Here is a 15,474-nt window from a genome sequence, read left to right as displayed (position 1 = left end):
GTCAGCCACGCGCATGGGTGCGGCGCGTGTGCCACGAATGAACGAGCTGTAGCAATGCTAGCGCAGCAAGGGCGACACCGACGGCATAGCAGGTGATCCAAATCTGGTCGGTGAAGCGTGTCGCCAGTGTTAAGGAGGATCGCAGCCCAACTCGTGCCACCCGAGAATCGGCGGTCCACGGTTCGGTGGTTTCCCGTACCACGCCGTTCGGTTCCACAATTCCAGAGATACCTACAGTGGAGACCTGGATAGCGGTACGCCCCTGCTCCACCGCACGGAATCGCGTCATATCGAACTGCTGCAAGGACTCCGAGGAATCACCGAAGGACGCGTTGTTCGTAGGAACTACGATCAGCTGCGCGCCGTTGTCAACCGCCTCGGAAACCGTTGGGGTGACGGCAACCTCGAAGCAAATGGGTACCGCAATGCGCACCTTCCCGGCGGAAAGATCAACATCAACATACGCGGGCTCGGTCCCGGCGCGCATATCGACGCTCACCCGGTCAACCGCCGAGGTTATCGAGCGGAACACCTTGCGCCCCGGGATGTACTCACCGAAAGGAATCGGGTGCTGCTTCGTATAACTATCGGCGATTTCGCCGTTGGGCATCCACACCACGTAGTCGTTGTACCGATAGTCCTCGGGATAGCGCTGCGTGCCAAGCAATATGGGTACACCGACGCTTGAGGAAGCTTGCAACATCAGACGGCGCGCATCGGGATCGCTACGGATATCTCGATCCGAAGCAGATTCGGGCCACAGCACGATCTCCGCTCCCCCGTCGGCGATCTCGGCCGATTCAGTGACGAGATTCTGTGTGACCGTTAAGGCCCGCGAGACACCTTCGGGTAACCTGCTCTCATCGGGGATCTCGCCTTGCACAAAGCCTACTGTGATATATGACTCTGCGCGGGCCGACAGTGGCAGAAACGCGGGGGTGATCATCAGCGCCGCCGCGGCCAGCAGGCTCGCGGTAGCCGTGACGTGCCGTCCTGCGGTGCCTCTGAAAATCGCCCAGTGGAGTAGTACGCCGATACTGATGACGAGCAACGCAACCAGCTGGGTGGAACCCCAGGGCGCGAGCCGTAACAGCGGGCCGTTGACCTGGCCGTATGCCAAGGCGCCCCACGGCATGCCACCCAGAGGCCATGATGAGCGTAGCTGCTCCATGGCAACCCAACTCAAGGCGAGAACGAGCGCACGAACCCACACCACCTGACCGGTTATCCTGCCGCGCAGCAGCCCCTGCCATATAACCGCAAGAACCGCGAGGTACAGCGCCTCTACGGCTGTCAGGGCGACCTGTGCCAGAACGATGCCGGCAGCAATGTACGCCCAGTGGAACAGGAACAGGAAGTACGCCATTCCGAACACGAAGCCGAGGCCGAAGGAGGCTAACCAAGATCGTCCCTCCAAGGCGATTATCAGCAGGGCAATGCCCGGAAAAGCAGCGGGCCACCAGCCCAGTGGAGCAAATGACGTGTACACGCATAGTCCACCACCGAGTGCTGCGAAGACGGCCCATAGCCAGTGGTGTATCTTCATCCCTTAGAGATTACCGGCCGGTGCGCGAACTGCTGCCACGCCACCCCGATCACGCACCGCGTTGGTTAATTCATCCGCAACTTGCCGTAGCGCTCAAAGAAGCTCACTACGACGAACGAGACGCCTAGCCTCGAATGCGGTGGTTTCGATCCACGTTCCAGATCCGGCCAAGGCTATCTGCCCCAGCAGATCAACCAGACGACGCGCCATGGCAATAAAGTCACCGGCACTCAAGCGCACCATACGCAGGCACGTTTCCAGATCGGCCCCACTTGCCCACAGGGCGAAAAGGTCTGTACATCCGGGCGTTGGAGCAGCGGTGCGTTGTATCGAGTGCCGCTGCTCGACCGTCTGCAGGAACTCCGCCTCTCGTATGGCCCGAAGTGACAGAGTTCGCAGGTTAGCACGCTGCGGCAGGTTTGTGCCCATTCGGTCATCCACAAGGAACATCGAGGCCCAGCCCGCCATGCCAGCAGCGTCAACCTCTCCCTCCTGCAGCGCAGCCAGACACTGGTAAAGGAGCAGATCCGATTCGATATGCAATTGCCGCAGCAACGCTGCCCCAGGGCCCAGGCGGGCGGTGCCGACATCGTCGGACCGCAGCAGGCCCAGTTCGCGCAGAACGCCGACCGTGTTATCGAAGTCCCGACCTACCGAATCGACGTACGATGCCGACAACGCGTTCAACTCCTGCAGTCGCCCATCCAGCGAAAGCAGCGTTTCTCCCTCACGGATATGTGTGGCTATATCGGGACAGGCTGCACAGGGGTGCGAGGCGAGTTCCGGAATATCGGGTACCGCGAACCGCGACCAGGATTCCAGCAGATCACGGTCAACCCCAAGATCGGAACGCTCCTGAACTGCAGCCAGGATCGCATCGGCCACCTGTTCGCGAGTTTGAGGTGAGCGTAACGACCGTCCATGTGGGAGCTCCACGCGGCCGACTGCGCGCATCTCGGATGATAATGCGTCTACGCGTAGCCAAGACATCTGCCCGTACCAGTCGATGATTCGTAACCGATGACGCTCGGCGGATAGAACCACACCGTAGAACAGTTCACCGTCGCGCGCAAAGGCATACAGGCTGCCCGTAGTTGCGGCGTCGAAGCTCTTCGCAATACGCCGCTGATACTCCTTCTTAGCGGCCTTCCGGGCGGACTTTGCCGCCCGACCCGCGCTGCCACGTAGGCGAAGATAACCAACGAGATCGCCGAAATCGCATTCCAGGCGCTCTTCTTCAGCGACAATACGCCGGCGCAGCCGCACGCGACGTGCCTCTACTTCGCCCAGGTCCGCGTCGCGTTGGAACTGAGCGAAACTGGACCCCATGAGCTGGCGCGCCTCTTGATAGCTGCGCTGTGCCAACAGATTGATCACCGTGTTGTATGAAGGCTGGAACGCCGAGAGCAACGGTTCCAGACGTCCGGAGCCCAAGTCCGCGAGATGCTCGGGATCAAGCTCCGCATCGGCAAGCACTACCGCGTTGCCATGCGTATCTCGACCTCGTCGCCCCGCCCGGCCGATCAACTGCGTGTACTCGGTAGCGGTCATATCGACGAAGTCGCTGCCGTCCCAGCGGCGCAGTTCTTCCACCACTACCGTGCGTACTGGCATGTCGATACCAAGCGCCAGTGTTCCGGTGGCATACACGAGCCGGATAAGACCTCGTTCGACCAGACGCTCAGTCAACTCCTTGAGGGCGGGAAATACCCCTGCGTGGTGTGCACCAAAGCCGTTGAGCAAGGCACGTGTATAGCTGTCAAAGCGGACGGCGCGGCGGTCAGAGGCACTCAGCGTCTCACGTAGCGTTGCGATCTCTTGCCGTATTTCCTTCTGCTCGCGCGTTGATGTCAGCGTGACACCGCGGCGTTGGAGTGCGGCGACTGCTTCGTCGCATCCCTTGCGGGAGAAGATGAACTCAATGGCCGGTAGCATGTCGTGCTTGGACAGGTAGTTGACGAGCCGGTGCCGCTCGCCCGCAGTGATGCGGCGATTTCGCCCGCGCGGGTCGTTCTCGGCTCTCGCCAGTGCTGTGGTCAGTGTTCGGGAGGGTGTGACGCCGTCGTCGGCGTATAACGGGTAGACCTTGTTGCCAACAGAGACGAACTGGCTCAACGGCACCGGGCGGACCTCGCTGGTTATCAACTCCGTCTCGCCGCGCACGGAACGCATCCAGGCAACCAGCTCATCGGTGTTGGCAATCGTTGCGGAGAGGGATACCAGCCTGACCGTCTCCGGTAGGGACAGGATGATCTCCTCCCATACCGGTCCGCGATCACGGTCGGCCAGGTAGTGGACCTCATCTAAAATGGTGTACCCGAAGTGATCGGTGTCCGATCCCTGCAACAACATATTGCGCAGGACTTCGGTAGTGACAACCAAGATTTGTGCTTCTCGATTCACCACGGTGTCGCCGGTCAGCAGCCCGACGTTCTCCTGTCCGAGCAGCCGCGTCAACTCGGTGTATTTCTGGTTCGACAGTGCCTTGATCGGCGCGGTGTAGACGCAGCGACGGCCGGTGGCCAAGGCAAGTTCAACGGCATAGTGGGCCACCACAGTCTTACCGGAACCGGTGGGAGCGCAGACAAGAACGTCGTGATCGGCGCTGAGTGCGCGGCAGGCCGCCACTTGGAAGTCGTCGAGGTGTATCCCACGGGCCGCGTAGCGTTCCATGTAGTCCGTGAGAAGGGCATCGTGGTCCATCAGACTAGCAACTCCAATGATCCGGGTCGACAGTAGATGTTCAGTGGCACCTCGCCGATGATTTCACCGTCGGCCATGGCGGTCGGTGCCGGTGCACCTGCCGAAGGTTTCGCATTGATTCGAATATGTTGCCCGCGTAGAAGATGAACACCCTTGGCATGGATATGCCGCCCACCGTAGAGCAGCGGAAACAGCGACACGATCTCAGGGACGGACATAGCACGGGCAATGATAATGTCAAGGAGGCCATCGTCCGTGCGAGCAGAGGGAGCAATATTCATCCCTCCGCCGACGAAACGCGTATTGGCCGCAGCAACGAGCGTGGCCGCACCGCTGGCGACCTTGCCATCAACCTCGACTTCGAGTCCGTAGGGTGAGAATTCGGTCAGACATTGGAAAAGTGCGCGGGCATAGCGCAGGTTTCCCTTCGGCCAGGTCAATTGGTTGGTGCGCAGATTTGTAGCCGCGTCAATACCGGCTGACAGAACGGCCAGCGCGTGTGCGTTCCCGGAGCGATGCGTGACCTCAATGGTGTCTGTTGCGCGGCTGCGCCCGGCTAGTAGAGCCGTCACGGCCCGGTGTACGGCTCTCGGCACGTTACGGATGGGGAGTCCAAACTCGCGTGCAATGTCATTGCCGGATCCTACCGAGATGATTCCCAAGGGTACGTGTGTCCCGGCCAGCGCCTCGACTCCTATATGGACCATGCCATCACCGCCGACGACGAAGAGTGCGTCCAGATTTCCGGCGAGGACCTCGCTGCGGGCAGCCGCTAGGCACTCCGCGGCGTTGCGCCCCGAAAGCTCGACGATAGTCGCCCCGTACACGGCAAGAAGAGAGCGTACCTGTGTTCCGTAGCGTGCTCCCCTTCCAGCGCCGCTGGAAGGATTACTGGCAACCCCTATCCTCATGCCGACGCATCCTGCCTGCGCGTTGCGGTGGGAGGAGGTTGTTGGACGGATGTGTGGCGTGACATGCCGGAGCATTTGAGCCCGGCTGCGTCACTCCAACGTGCAGATGCGCGGTCAAGCCGCCGCCTCTTGGCTTGCATGCGCTGCATGCGAATCCGCGCACGAATGGTACGGGCGGAATCACGGCTGAGCGGGGCCACCGGCTGTGCCACGGCCTGCTGGTGTGCGCTCAACCCGCTGCACTTATCGATGAGCGAGCCCCCGGCACGGCCGAGTTTCTTTACTGATCGCCAGAGTTGCCGCACAGTTACGGCCGCATAGGAGGCGAGCAATGCCACGACAAGAAGAGTAATCAACAGTTTCACGGTGTGTTTCGTAGTCCTCAGCTTGTTGCTAGAAGGTATTTCGAATTTCCTCGAACCGCGCTGACATGCGTGCGGCGACGTCGTCGGGCTCAATACTCAATACGGCCGTTCCGAGTTGGATCAGGTAGGAGGCAAGCCAATCATCCGAGCGGGAGCGGAATCGAACCACGAGCACATCGCCTTCCCTGTGCCATCGTGCTCCCGGCAGTGTCTCCACCGCCCACAATCCCGGACGGTCCAAGCGCAGTAGCACCTCCTGGCCTCCATCCGTCCACCGCGCCTCCCCAACCCGGGCGTCGTGCCGTGCCTCCCGGTCTTCCTGAATCAGAGAACGCCGCGTCGCGGCACCCTCCGAACGCTTGACGGCGCCGCCGGGCTCGACGTCGCCAATCCGGTCTAGTCGGTAGCTGCGCGCGGAACCTGCGCGAGAGGCGCGTAAGACGGGCGTGTGACCGGTCGTGATCTCCCAGGGCACAATATCGACCACTTCTCCACGCGGCTTTCCCGGGTGGTAGTAGGTGATACGAAGATGCTGTCGGCGTCGAATCGCGCTGGTAATAGCCTCGAGGCGATCCCCCGGGATTAGCCGCTGCGGTGGTGCCCAGAACGCCGCGCCATATCCCGCCTGCGAGGCAGCCTCCGTGAGATGCTGCCGGGTGTTCTGCAAGGCCTGCGCCTCGCTTCCTGGTGGTGTCACCGCGAGAACGGCGTCGAGAAGAGCAGTGAGAATAATCGTCTCCGGGAAAGTGACCAGCAACTCGGGAACGTCCAGTGCCCCGTGCCTTCCAAGAGAAACCGGCGCATCTGGGCCGGGCTGTGGCCCTTCGCCATCCCACTGGTCAACTGGATCCGGCAGGGAAAGATCGAAGGGAATAGCGATGCCGAGGATATCAACGGTGTTGGCGTCCCAGAGCAGGCGCAGCACGTCGCGCCAGTCCATGGCGAAATGAACGGCCAGTTCGCCGAGTGTCACCTCCGTGTCTTCCATGGTTGCCAAGTACACCAGAATGGCATTTGTCTGTACGATCTCCTGGACGGTAGTCATTGCGCATCCCGCCTCAGTGTTGCCAGGTGTTCAACTCGCCGCTTCCACTGCGCCACAAGCGTGTCGTCTCCAACAAGCCGTACATCGCGGCCATAGAGGAAGAGGTCTTCGAAGAGCCGTTGACGATCAACGTCGCTATAGAGGTAGTACTCCCAGTCCTCCCCCGGCGGCTTGGTCGTACCGCCAGTGTTCGTCAGGCCACCGGCGGCTACGGGTGTGCCGCGTGCGGCAAGCGGAACCGCGCAGCCGGGGCGGATGGCCACAATGGCTTCAGCGGCGGTAAACACGCCCTGCGGCGACGTTCCCTGCCGGTGTTGTTCAGTCGCCTTCCCGATATCTCGCAAGCTCCCTGCGGTAATACGTGAAACACGGAAGGTGCGCCAGTGCCAGGTCTCGCCTGATGAGGAGGCTTGGCTCTCGTCCTCAAGCGAATCGGAAGAGCTGACTGCGGGACAATGCGATGCGCTGCCACTGACGTAAAACGCCTCGAAATGCACGGAGATCTCCGCCGGTTCGAGAAGATAATCGCGCTTGGGGCCGGTTGTTCCCTCATACTCGAAGGAGACTCTCCTGCGCAGTTGGACAGCGCGGGCGAGATCCACGATATTCTCACCCGTAGGAATTCCCGCATGCAGGTATTCAGCGTTAGCCTCACCCGTTGCCGCCACGGCCAGTAGCTTCTGCAGCCCACTGGCAGCCAGCGACATATGTGGCGATCGGTGGTCGAGACCGCTCAGAATCGAGCGGAGCAGCCCGGCGTCCAGCGCACTGACCGGCGTGGCGAGAGGTGCCCGCCCATCATAGTGATAGCGGTACTCGGAATCGGTTCTGATTGGATAGCCGGCTTGCCGCAACTGCTGCAGATCCCGCTCGAAGGTGCGGCCGAACGCGGCATCGGAGCCGGTGGCATAGACGGTCAGGGCACGGATATCGTCCTTCGTGAGTGCACCGCGCGCTGACAATGCGGCCAGCAGGGAAAGCTGCCTCTCGTTGCGCTGCCGCCTCTCAGCGCTCTGCCGTGATGTACTTGCCACACATCAAGAGTAATAGACAGGTACCCTTAATGCCGTGATGATGTGGCGTAATGGTCGGATAGTTTCACTTGGGCGTGCCTGGGGAGAGTCTCAAGAATGCCAGGTTGAGCTTGATGATGGATCTGAGTACCGTGCGCTGGCTTATCGCCGGCTCGTCGGCACGCCCCGGGTAGGAGATCGCGCGCTGCTCAGCGCATCGGCCGTACACCGCGGCTTGGGCACCGGTGGTTATCTCATGGTGGTTGCCCTTCCCGACCGACTTCCCGCTGATCCGCCACCCGCGCCGGGGCATATTGTAAAGGCGCGCTATACGCCGCTGCAGTATATGACTCTCGGGGTCGATGAGCAGGAGTCTCCATACCACGACCTGCTCGCACAGGCCGACTCAATCGCCGGTATGCCTGTGGTGGTGGCGGATCTGCATTCGACCCTGCCAGCCGTGGTTGCCGCGGTGCACGCGCACCGGCCGCATGCTCGTATCGCGTACATCATGGACGACGGCGGAGCGCTTCCGGCGTGGTTCTCACAGGTCGCTGCCGCCTTAACCGTTTCCGGGGACATTCTCGGAACGATTTCCTCCGGCCAGGCTTTCGGTGGCGAACTCGAATCCGTGAACATTCACACCGCCTTGCTGGCGGCTCGCCTGGTGTGGCGGGCCGATCTGGCAATCGTCACCCAAGGACCGGGAAACCTGGGCACGGGGACCCGCTGGGGATTCTCCGGAACACGCGTCGGTGACATCATCAACGCCGTTCATACGCTCGAAGGGCGCGCCATTGGATTGCTCCGCATGTCCAGTGGCGATGCACGCGATCGGCACTTCGGTTTGTCGCACCACACGACCACCGCTCTGACTCGAGTGGCCCTCTCCCCCGTCCTGTGCCCCGTGCCGCAGTTCGATGCGACGGATGAACTGAGCACCTTGGTAGACTCCGGCACTCGGACAAAGATTTCTCGGCAGTTCAGCGAGCTCTTTGCCTGTCCACGCCTGGAACGCCGCGATATTGCGACGACCGGCTTGACGGAAGTCCTGGAAGCCTCGCCGGTGAATCTCCGCACCATGGGACGGGGGCTACGCGAAGACCCGCTCGCATTCCTTGCCGCGGGCGTGGCCGGCTACGCCGCGGCGCAACTCCTACCCGAGTTGACGGATCGGCAATAGGCGGGGACGTGCGTCGTCGTGAGTCTTAGGGCTCCAAGCCGTCGGCACGGTCACCGCGACGAGGGTAGATGCCGTGCGCGTGCCCGCCGGTATGCAAACCGCGAGACACGACAACGCGAAGCAACCGGTGGCTTCGGAAGAGAACCGCGTTGATTCCCCTCGCAGCGCTGCGTCGGCTAGATCCGGCAGGCAAGCACGGGCGTCACAATGACACCACGCGCACCCGCCGCGTAAAGCGCGTCCATGATGCGATTCATATCGTCGCGGCGGACCATGGCGCGAACCGCGTACCAGCCGACCTCGTGTAAAGGTGAAATAGTTGGCGACTGCAGTCCCGGGGTCAGCTTCACCGCTTCTTCCAACTGTGCGGCCGGGCAGTCATAATCAAAGATGACGTATTGCCGGGCAACCAACACGCCCTCCAGACGGCGGTCAAGCGTTTCGAGACCTTCCGGCTCCTCCCTATCCTTGCCGCGGATGAGCACGGCCTCGGAATGCAGGATTGGCTCGCCGAACACCTCCAGACCTGCGGTGCGCAGCGTGGTTCCAGTTTCGACGACGTCGGCAATAAGGTCAGCCACACCCAGCTGAACAGACGACTCTACCGCGCCATCCAGATGAACTTCGGCTGCATCGATTCCGCGTTCTTCGAGGAACAACCTCACCAGGTTGTCGTATGAGGTGGCAACCCGCTTGCCTCGAATATCTTCCAGTGTGGAGCAGGTACCCTTCGGAGCGGCGAAACGGAACGTTGACCGGGCGAAGCCGAGGGCACGGTGTTCGACCGCGGCGGCGCCGGAGTCCAGGAGAAGATCACGTCCGGTAATTCCGACATCGACTGTTCCCGCGCCAACGTACACCGCAACGTCACGCGGGCGAATGAAGAAGAACTCGACATCATTCTCCGCGTCGGTCAGCACCAGCTCGCGTGAATCACGACGTTGCCGGTATCCCGCCTCGCGCAACATCTGGGACGCCGGTTCGGACAAAGAGCCCTTATTGGGGACAGCAATACGAAGCATGAAGAATCCTAAAGATAGCGGTAAATGTCATCGAGAGTCAGGCCGCGTGCAATCAGCATGACCTGCAAATGGTACATGAGCTGTGAGGCCTCCTCGGCCAGTTCCTCATCGCTCTGGTACTCGGCCGCCAGCCACACCTCACCGGCTTCCTCAACGATCTTCTTCCCAATGGCATGCACACCCGCGTCTAATTCCGCCACGGTGCCCGATCCTGCGGGGCGCTCAGTAGCCTTTCTACTGAGTTCGGCAAACAGCTCATCAAAAGTCTTCACGGGTATAGCCTACCGCTGTGCGGCTCGCGTCCTCGGAGCGGTCCAGCTAATCTCGCAGCGCCACATAGGCCTCGTTGGCGGGCACGGCTTCTTCGAGTAGCCCATTGTCCTGCATGAAGTCGGCCATCGCAGTCCACTGTGCATCATTCTGTGATCCAAACACGTCTGCGCCCGTGTAGAGCTGCAGGGTTTCGTCAAGCGTGATGGCAGCCGTGGCACGAACGTCTTCTTCCGCCAGAGCCGGAACGTACTTTTCGGTGATGTTCAGTGCCTCCTCGGGATGTTCTTCACAGAAATCAACGGCCCGCTCCAGCGCGGAGAGGATTTTCAAGAAATCGGCCTCGCTGCCGGACAAGGTATCGGAAAGCGAGGCGAGTCCAACCCCGACCAACGGAAGGCCGCCGTCGACCATGTCGATTGTGCGTACCTTCACTCCCGAGTTCTCGATGGCGACTACGTCCGAGTTAATGAAGCCTATAACCGCATCAACCTCCCCCGACTTCAACGCCGCTGCTTGCGTGTAGCCGATGTACTGCACGTCGACGTCGTCGTCGCTGAGATTCGCAGCGTTCATCATGGCGAGAAGTGCGTAATAGTTCTCACCGTACTGGCCCGGTAGGCCGACGCTGTGGCCGGGAAGGTCCGCCACCGATTGAATCGCGGAGTCTTCGGGCACGATAAGCGTCACCGGATACTGTTGGTACATGGTCGCCCAGTTGACGACGTCGATTCCGGTGGAACGTCCCTGCATCACCTCGTCTCCTCCGGCGAAGACGATATCCTCGTCGCCCGACTGCAGTGCGCCGAGGAGCGATTCCTGTGCGCCGTGATTGCGCACGGTGACGTCCACACCGGCGTCGTCGAAATATCCCTGCTCGGCGGCGACGTAAAAGGGAGCGAATTGAACGTCCGGCACATACGTCAGGCCAATGGTGTACGAGGCCTGTGTTTGGCCGGTGGACGCTGCATCGCTGCTGCCAGAGCAGGCGCTGAGTACCAAGAGGCAGGCTGCCATAATGGCGAGGATCTGTTTCTTCACTGCTGACTCGTTTCTAGTGTGGGGAAGATGTGATTGTGTGACGTTGATCGGCGGCCTCGCTGGAGGGGGCCGAATCGATTCCGATCGGCGGGTCTCGGTGTGGCGGGTTTCCGGGCGGTACAGCGCAGTGGAGGACCCGTGCGGGAGTCATCCAGGATGCCGCGCCTAACTGATGAGGTAATTTGCCCGACGCTCGACCAGCAGCAACGTGCCATAGATCGATACCGCGCTGATCGCCAACAGGATAATGATGGCAAAGAGTCCCTTTACATCCGATGATTGTTGTGCCGTTCCGAGCAGGAGGCCGAGTCCCTCACCTCCCATCACCATTTCTCCGACAATCGCACCGGTGATTGAGAGTGTAAAGCCGGTTCTGATTCCGGAGAGAATTGTCGGTGCGGCCAGCGGTACCTCGATACGTCGAATGAGTGTCAGGCCGGCGGCACCGTCGAGTCGGGCCGCCCCGATAATCTCCGGGTCGATCTGCCGCACGCCAACCGATGTAGACACCGCAATTGGGAAGATGACCATAATCGTGCACAGAACGACCACGGAAGCAAGGCCGTGTCCGATCCAGATGGTCAACAGCGGAGCGATGGCCACTGCGGGAATCGCCTGTGAAGCGGCCAGATAGGGCTGTGATATGCGCGAGAAAACGCGCGACTTGGCGATGGCATATCCCAGTGGAATACCGATAGCAGCGGCGATCACACAACCGGCAACGGCCTCCTTGAGCGTTACCAACAGTGCCCGCCACAGGTATCCCGATTGCAGGCCGGAGAGCAGACGAGAAACGGCGGACTGCGGGGTGGGAAGAAAATGCTGATCGACAAGCGCGAAAGTGGACGACGCCCACCACAATGCGAGCAGCGCTAACCCGAATTCCAGCGGCGGGAGCCACCCTCGCCTGAAACCCATCCGGCGTACCTTCCCATCCTGCAGCAGGGCAGAGAGGACGGACGAAGGCCGCGCTGGCGCGTGGCCGCGATTCGTGCGCCTCCCATCCGGACTTTAACCGTCGGTCAGGGGATTCCACCCTGTCAGCCGCTTGCGCGGGTCGCGGACTATCACCGCCGGTTCAGATTTTCACTGACCCCGGAGCACGTTTGTGTTCAGGGCGATTATTGCACAGTATGGTACACAGACCAATTCAAAATGCAGTCTCGTTGCTGGTAGGAGCGCCGCCACACGCAAAGCCGGGTATCCGGCGATTAGTGCGAGTGCGAGGCTTCGCGCGCCAGGCGTCGTAATTCCTCCACTTCGGTGTAGGCATCGTCCGCTCGGTACACGGCGGACCCCGCCACGAAGTTATTTGCTCCGGCTTCGGCCGCCTGAGTGATAGTTGCACGGGAGATTCCGCCGTCGACCTGCACCCAGGTTTCCAGGCCTGCGTTCTCGATGGCGGCGCGGGTGCGGGCAACCTTGGGCATCATCGACTCGAGGAATGACTGTCCACCAAAACCGGGTTCGACGGTCATGATGAGAATCATGTCGAACTCGGGGAGTATATCGATATATGGCTCGATTGCGGAGGCCGGGCGCAGTGCCAGACCCACCCGAGTTCCCTGGGCGTGGAGCTCGCGGGCGAGCCGAATTGGTGCGGCGGCCGCTTCAGCGTGGAACGTCACCGAGGCACAACCGATCTCGGCGTAGGCAGGTGCCCAACGGTCCGGGTCTTCGATCATCAGGTGCGCATCCACCGGTATTGGACTGGCGGCGACGGCGGCCTCGGCCACGGGCAGACCGAGAGCCAAGTTCGGCACGAAGTGGTTGTCCATCACATCTACATGTGCGTAGTCGGCATTGGCTATCTTCGCAAGTTCATCGCCGAGATGGGCAAAATCGCAGTTGAGAATGGACGGGGAAATAACAACGCTCATGCGCCAAGCCTACACGGGCACGGTGGCCTGGCAGGGTGTAAATGCCGTGCCGCCTTCTACTTCTTGGTGATCAGAGCCATGAACATCGCGTCGGTCTGATCCCTATCCGGCCACAGCTGGATCATCTTGTCGTAACTCTCCACTTCTCGTATTGCGCAACGCGAGGCAATGGGAGCCGCATCGATAAGTTCGGCATCCGCGTGTTGGTGAAGGAGCGCCGCCACGATATCGCGTGTTTCGGCACGCAGCGGGGAGCAGGTGGAGTAGACGAGCGATCCACCGGGCCGCAGGGCCGCAAAGGCCGCAGCAAGTAATTCACCCTGTAACGAGGTGAGCTCGTCAAGGCTGCGCTCCCGCCAGCGAGACTCGGGCCGACGTCGTAACGCGCCGACACCGGTGCAGGGGGCGTCCACCAGGATGCGGTCATAAACGCCTGGCTCTTGCGCTCCCAAGTCGCGTCCGTCGCCGAGCCGCAAATCGACCAGATCGGACCAAGGCTCGACGGCATTCATGACCAGGTCGAGCCGGTGTTCCTGAATCTCATTGGCGTGGATACGAGCTCCCCGCTGCGCGGCATAGGAGGCAAGAGTCGCCGTCTTCCCACCGGGTCCGGCACACATATCAAGCCACAACTCGTCTGGGCCATCCAATGGTGCGTGCGCCAGTAGCGCCGCAATGAGCTGGCTTCCCTCGTCTTGCACCCCGGCCTGCCCATCCTGCACCGCCCATAGCCGATGCGGATCACCCGCTGTCAGCAGCCGCGCGGTGGGCATCAATACGCCGGGGTCGCTGTCCATTTTCGCCCGGGAAATCTTCTCCGCAAGCTGTTCGGCGGTGATCTCACGCGCCACCAGAGCCACCTTTGCCGGCTCGTTGTCTGCTTCCAGAACTTGCGGCAAATCGCCCGTATCGCGTCCATGAGCAGGCAATGCCTGCGCAAGCTCCTCCACAATCCAGCGGGGATGCGAATGCCACACGGCGAGGAACTCTTCTTCGGATGCAGTGCTGGAGCGCAGGACCTCCTCCCACCGATCCGCCCGTTCGCTGATTCGGCGTAGCACGGCGTTTACGAAGCCTGCCGCGCCCTGCCCGAATTCATTGCGCGCAAGAGTGACGGTCTCGTGGATGGCGGCGTGTGGCGGCGTGCCCAGCCCGAGCAGCTGCTGGCATCCGAGCCGAAGCACATCAAGCAGTTCGGGATCAATGTCGTAAATACGACGCCCTTGCGAACAACGGCCGATAATCGCATCCCAACGTCCGCGCATGCGCAGTGTGCCGTAGCACAGATTCGTGGCGAATGCCGCGTCAAGGCGCCCCAGCCGTGCGCGGCGCAACGCCTGCGGCAGGGCGAGGTTCGCATAGGCTCCGTCCTCATCCACTGCGCGTAACACGTCATAAGCTACCTGACGGGCCGGGTCTGTCCTTTTCCGTCCCGGATGCCATCCACTTGGGCGTTCCGTCATGCTAGTACCTCAAATCCTGCGGAAGGAGACAAATGCGCGCCGCGTAGCCAGTCAGTTGCCGCCATCGCACGTTTACCTGCGGGGGCGACCGTTCCCAAGCGCACGGCGTGGCTGCCGGTACCCACCAGGTCGTCCCGCAACTGTCCGGGGCCGAGATCCGTCGTCCCCGGTACCGGAATAACCGGTCCGAGTTTAATCCGCAGGTCCCCGAGCATGGTCCAGGGTCCCGGTGCGGGCGTGTATCCGCGGATCATATTTTCGACCTGTTGCGCGCTCTGCTTCCAATCAACTCGAGCATCCGCGGAGCCGAGTGTGGGGGCATAGGATGGCTCGCCGTGCTGTGGTGTCGCTATGGCGGAACCATCCTCTAGCGCTGCGAATGTTTCGACCAACAGATTGGCGCCGCTTTCGGCGAGTCGGTCCAGTAGCGTTCCAGATGTGTCGTCGGGCCGGATGGTCTCAGTAAGAGTCTTGAATACCGGTCCGGTGTCGAGCCCTTCCTCGAGAAGAAAGGTGGAGGCGCCGGTCGTCTCCTGCCCGGCGGCGACGGCGTACTGAACCGGAGCGGCACCACGCCATTCCGGAAGTAGAGAGAAGTGAAGGTTAATCCAGCCCTTACGCGGAACCGATAGCAAATCCGCAGGTACCAGTAGGCCATAGGCGACGACGGCGACGGCCTCGGGTGCCAACTGGCGAATCGTGCTGCCGATATCCGCATCGCGCAGGCTGCGCGGCGTGAGCACGGGAATGCCGAGCGCGGTCGCTGCCTCGTGCACGGCGGATGGGCGCAGTGTTCTCTTCCGCCCCACGGGGGCAGGAGCACGCGTGAGTACCGCCACCACGTCGTGCTCGGCCGCTATGAGGCGACTAAGCGAAGGAACGGCGGTCTCGGGGGTCCCGGCAAAGATAATGCGCACGCGCCGATTGTACCGTCTAAGCGCGGCGAGGGTTTCAGCGCGGTGCTGGGCCATCGGTGCCGCCCGGCTATCGATCGCGCCGGCGCATGGATGTGACGGGGCGCGTGAAGTACCG

Annotated in this window: 14 protein-coding genes and 1 riboswitch; of the genes, 1 reads left to right on the top strand and 13 read right to left on the bottom strand. The window is 61.6% G+C overall.

All coding sequences use genetic code 11. The features are described 5' to 3' along the window. Position 1: 1 nt before the first annotated feature. The 6 genes from lnt to DDD63_RS06125 all read right to left on the bottom strand — a co-directional run bounded on the left by lnt (position 2) and on the right by DDD63_RS06125 (position 7,604). Complete coding sequence (lnt, locus tag DDD63_RS06145) at positions 2-1,546, bottom strand: apolipoprotein N-acyltransferase (protein WP_108715628.1); 1,545 nt, start codon at positions 1,544-1,546, stop codon at positions 2-4. Between the two features lie 93 nt (positions 1,547-1,639). Next, positions 1,640-4,249 carry a DEAD/DEAH box helicase gene (locus tag DDD63_RS06140; protein WP_108715627.1) on the bottom strand — a complete coding sequence of 870 codons (2,610 nt, stop codon included), beginning with the start codon at positions 4,247-4,249 and terminating at the stop codon, positions 1,640-1,642. Further along, positions 4,249-5,160, bottom strand: coding sequence for a diacylglycerol kinase family protein (locus DDD63_RS06135; protein WP_164505475.1), 912 nt, complete (start codon positions 5,158-5,160; stop codon positions 4,249-4,251). Before DDD63_RS06135 ends, DDD63_RS06140 begins: the two co-directional genes overlap by 1 nt. Continuing rightward, positions 5,157-5,525, bottom strand: coding sequence for a hypothetical protein (locus DDD63_RS12240; protein WP_164505474.1), 369 nt, complete (start codon positions 5,523-5,525; stop codon positions 5,157-5,159). Before DDD63_RS12240 ends, DDD63_RS06135 begins: the two co-directional genes overlap by 4 nt. 28 nt (positions 5,526-5,553) lie before the next feature. Further along, positions 5,554-6,570: a WYL domain-containing protein gene (locus DDD63_RS06130; protein ID WP_108715625.1), complete on the bottom strand. Its 1,017-nt coding sequence runs from the start codon at positions 6,568-6,570 to the stop codon at positions 5,554-5,556. Further along, complete coding sequence (locus DDD63_RS06125; RefSeq protein WP_108715624.1) at positions 6,567-7,604, bottom strand: WYL domain-containing protein; 1,038 nt, start codon at positions 7,602-7,604, stop codon at positions 6,567-6,569. The genes DDD63_RS06130 and DDD63_RS06125 overlap by 4 nt, the downstream gene beginning before the upstream one ends. 37 nt (positions 7,605-7,641) lie before the next feature. On the opposite strand from DDD63_RS06125, the gene DDD63_RS06120 reads away from it, so the two are divergent. After that, a complete protein-coding gene (locus tag DDD63_RS06120) occupies positions 7,642-8,766 on the top strand; it encodes a DUF3866 family protein (protein WP_205647368.1) in 1,125 nt (374 codons plus the stop codon). A gap of 176 nt (positions 8,767-8,942) precedes the next feature. On the opposite strand, the gene hisG is transcribed toward DDD63_RS06120, so the two are convergent. The 7 genes from hisG to fmt all read right to left on the bottom strand — a co-directional run bounded on the left by hisG (position 8,943) and on the right by fmt (position 15,359). Continuing rightward, positions 8,943-9,788 (bottom strand): ATP phosphoribosyltransferase, encoded by an 846-nt coding sequence (gene hisG / locus DDD63_RS06115; RefSeq protein WP_108715622.1) that lies wholly within the window; start codon positions 9,786-9,788, stop codon positions 8,943-8,945. Positions 9,789-9,796: 8 nt separating this feature from the next. Beyond that, positions 9,797-10,060 carry a phosphoribosyl-ATP diphosphatase gene (locus tag DDD63_RS06110; protein ID WP_108715621.1) on the bottom strand — a complete coding sequence of 88 codons (264 nt, stop codon included), beginning with the start codon at positions 10,058-10,060 and terminating at the stop codon, positions 9,797-9,799. 46 nt (positions 10,061-10,106) lie between these two features. Continuing rightward, the gene (locus DDD63_RS06105; RefSeq protein WP_240611191.1) at positions 10,107-11,099 is read right to left on the bottom strand and encodes an ABC transporter substrate-binding protein; all 993 of its coding nucleotides are present in this window, start codon (positions 11,097-11,099) and stop codon (positions 10,107-10,109) included. A gap of 165 nt (positions 11,100-11,264) precedes the next feature. Continuing rightward, positions 11,265-12,017: an ABC transporter permease gene (locus DDD63_RS06100; protein ID WP_108715620.1), complete on the bottom strand. Its 753-nt coding sequence runs from the start codon at positions 12,015-12,017 to the stop codon at positions 11,265-11,267. A gap of 70 nt (positions 12,018-12,087) precedes the next feature. After that, positions 12,088-12,206: riboswitch (FMN riboswitch) on the bottom strand. Between the two features lie 104 nt (positions 12,207-12,310). Then, the gene (gene rpe / locus DDD63_RS06095; RefSeq protein ID WP_108715619.1) at positions 12,311-12,979 is read right to left on the bottom strand and encodes a ribulose-phosphate 3-epimerase; all 669 of its coding nucleotides are present in this window, start codon (positions 12,977-12,979) and stop codon (positions 12,311-12,313) included. 56 nt (positions 12,980-13,035) lie between these two features. Further along, on the bottom strand, positions 13,036-14,442 hold the full coding sequence (locus DDD63_RS06090; protein ID WP_108715618.1) for a transcription antitermination factor NusB: 1,407 nt from the start codon (positions 14,440-14,442) through the stop codon (positions 13,036-13,038). Next, a complete protein-coding gene (fmt, locus tag DDD63_RS06085) occupies positions 14,439-15,359 on the bottom strand; it encodes a methionyl-tRNA formyltransferase (protein WP_108715617.1) in 921 nt (306 codons plus the stop codon). The genes DDD63_RS06090 and fmt overlap by 4 nt, the downstream gene beginning before the upstream one ends. Positions 15,360-15,474 lie beyond the last annotated feature (115 nt).

Source organism: Actinobaculum sp. 313 (genome assembly GCF_003073475.1).
Classification (GTDB): Bacteria; Actinomycetota; Actinomycetes; order Actinomycetales; family Actinomycetaceae; genus Asp313.
The sequence above is the reverse complement of the archived record's forward strand: the minus strand, read 5'-3'. Positions and strand labels throughout refer to the sequence as shown.

Coding starts and splice junctions, on each gene's coding strand:
- lnt (WP_108715628.1), bottom strand. CDS start 1,546: ATGAAGATACACCACTGGCTATGGGCCGTCTTCGCAGCACTCGGTGGT.
- DDD63_RS06140 (WP_108715627.1), bottom strand. CDS start 4,249: ATGGACCACGATGCCCTTCTCACGGACTACATGGAACGCTACGCGGCC.
- DDD63_RS06135 (WP_164505475.1), bottom strand. CDS start 5,160: ATGAGGATAGGGGTTGCCAGTAATCCTTCCAGCGGCGCTGGAAGGGGA.
- DDD63_RS06130 (WP_108715625.1), bottom strand. CDS start 6,570: ATGACTACCGTCCAGGAGATCGTACAGACAAATGCCATTCTGGTGTAC.
- DDD63_RS06120 (WP_205647368.1), top strand. CDS start 7,642: ATGATGTGGCGTAATGGTCGGATAGTTTCACTTGGGCGTGCCTGGGGA.
- hisG (WP_108715622.1), bottom strand. CDS start 9,788: ATGCTTCGTATTGCTGTCCCCAATAAGGGCTCTTTGTCCGAACCGGCG.
- DDD63_RS06100 (WP_108715620.1), bottom strand. CDS start 12,017: ATGGGTTTCAGGCGAGGGTGGCTCCCGCCGCTGGAATTCGGGTTAGCG.
- rpe (WP_108715619.1), bottom strand. CDS start 12,979: ATGAGCGTTGTTATTTCCCCGTCCATTCTCAACTGCGATTTTGCCCAT.
- DDD63_RS06090 (WP_108715618.1), bottom strand. CDS start 14,442: ATGACGGAACGCCCAAGTGGATGGCATCCGGGACGGAAAAGGACAGAC.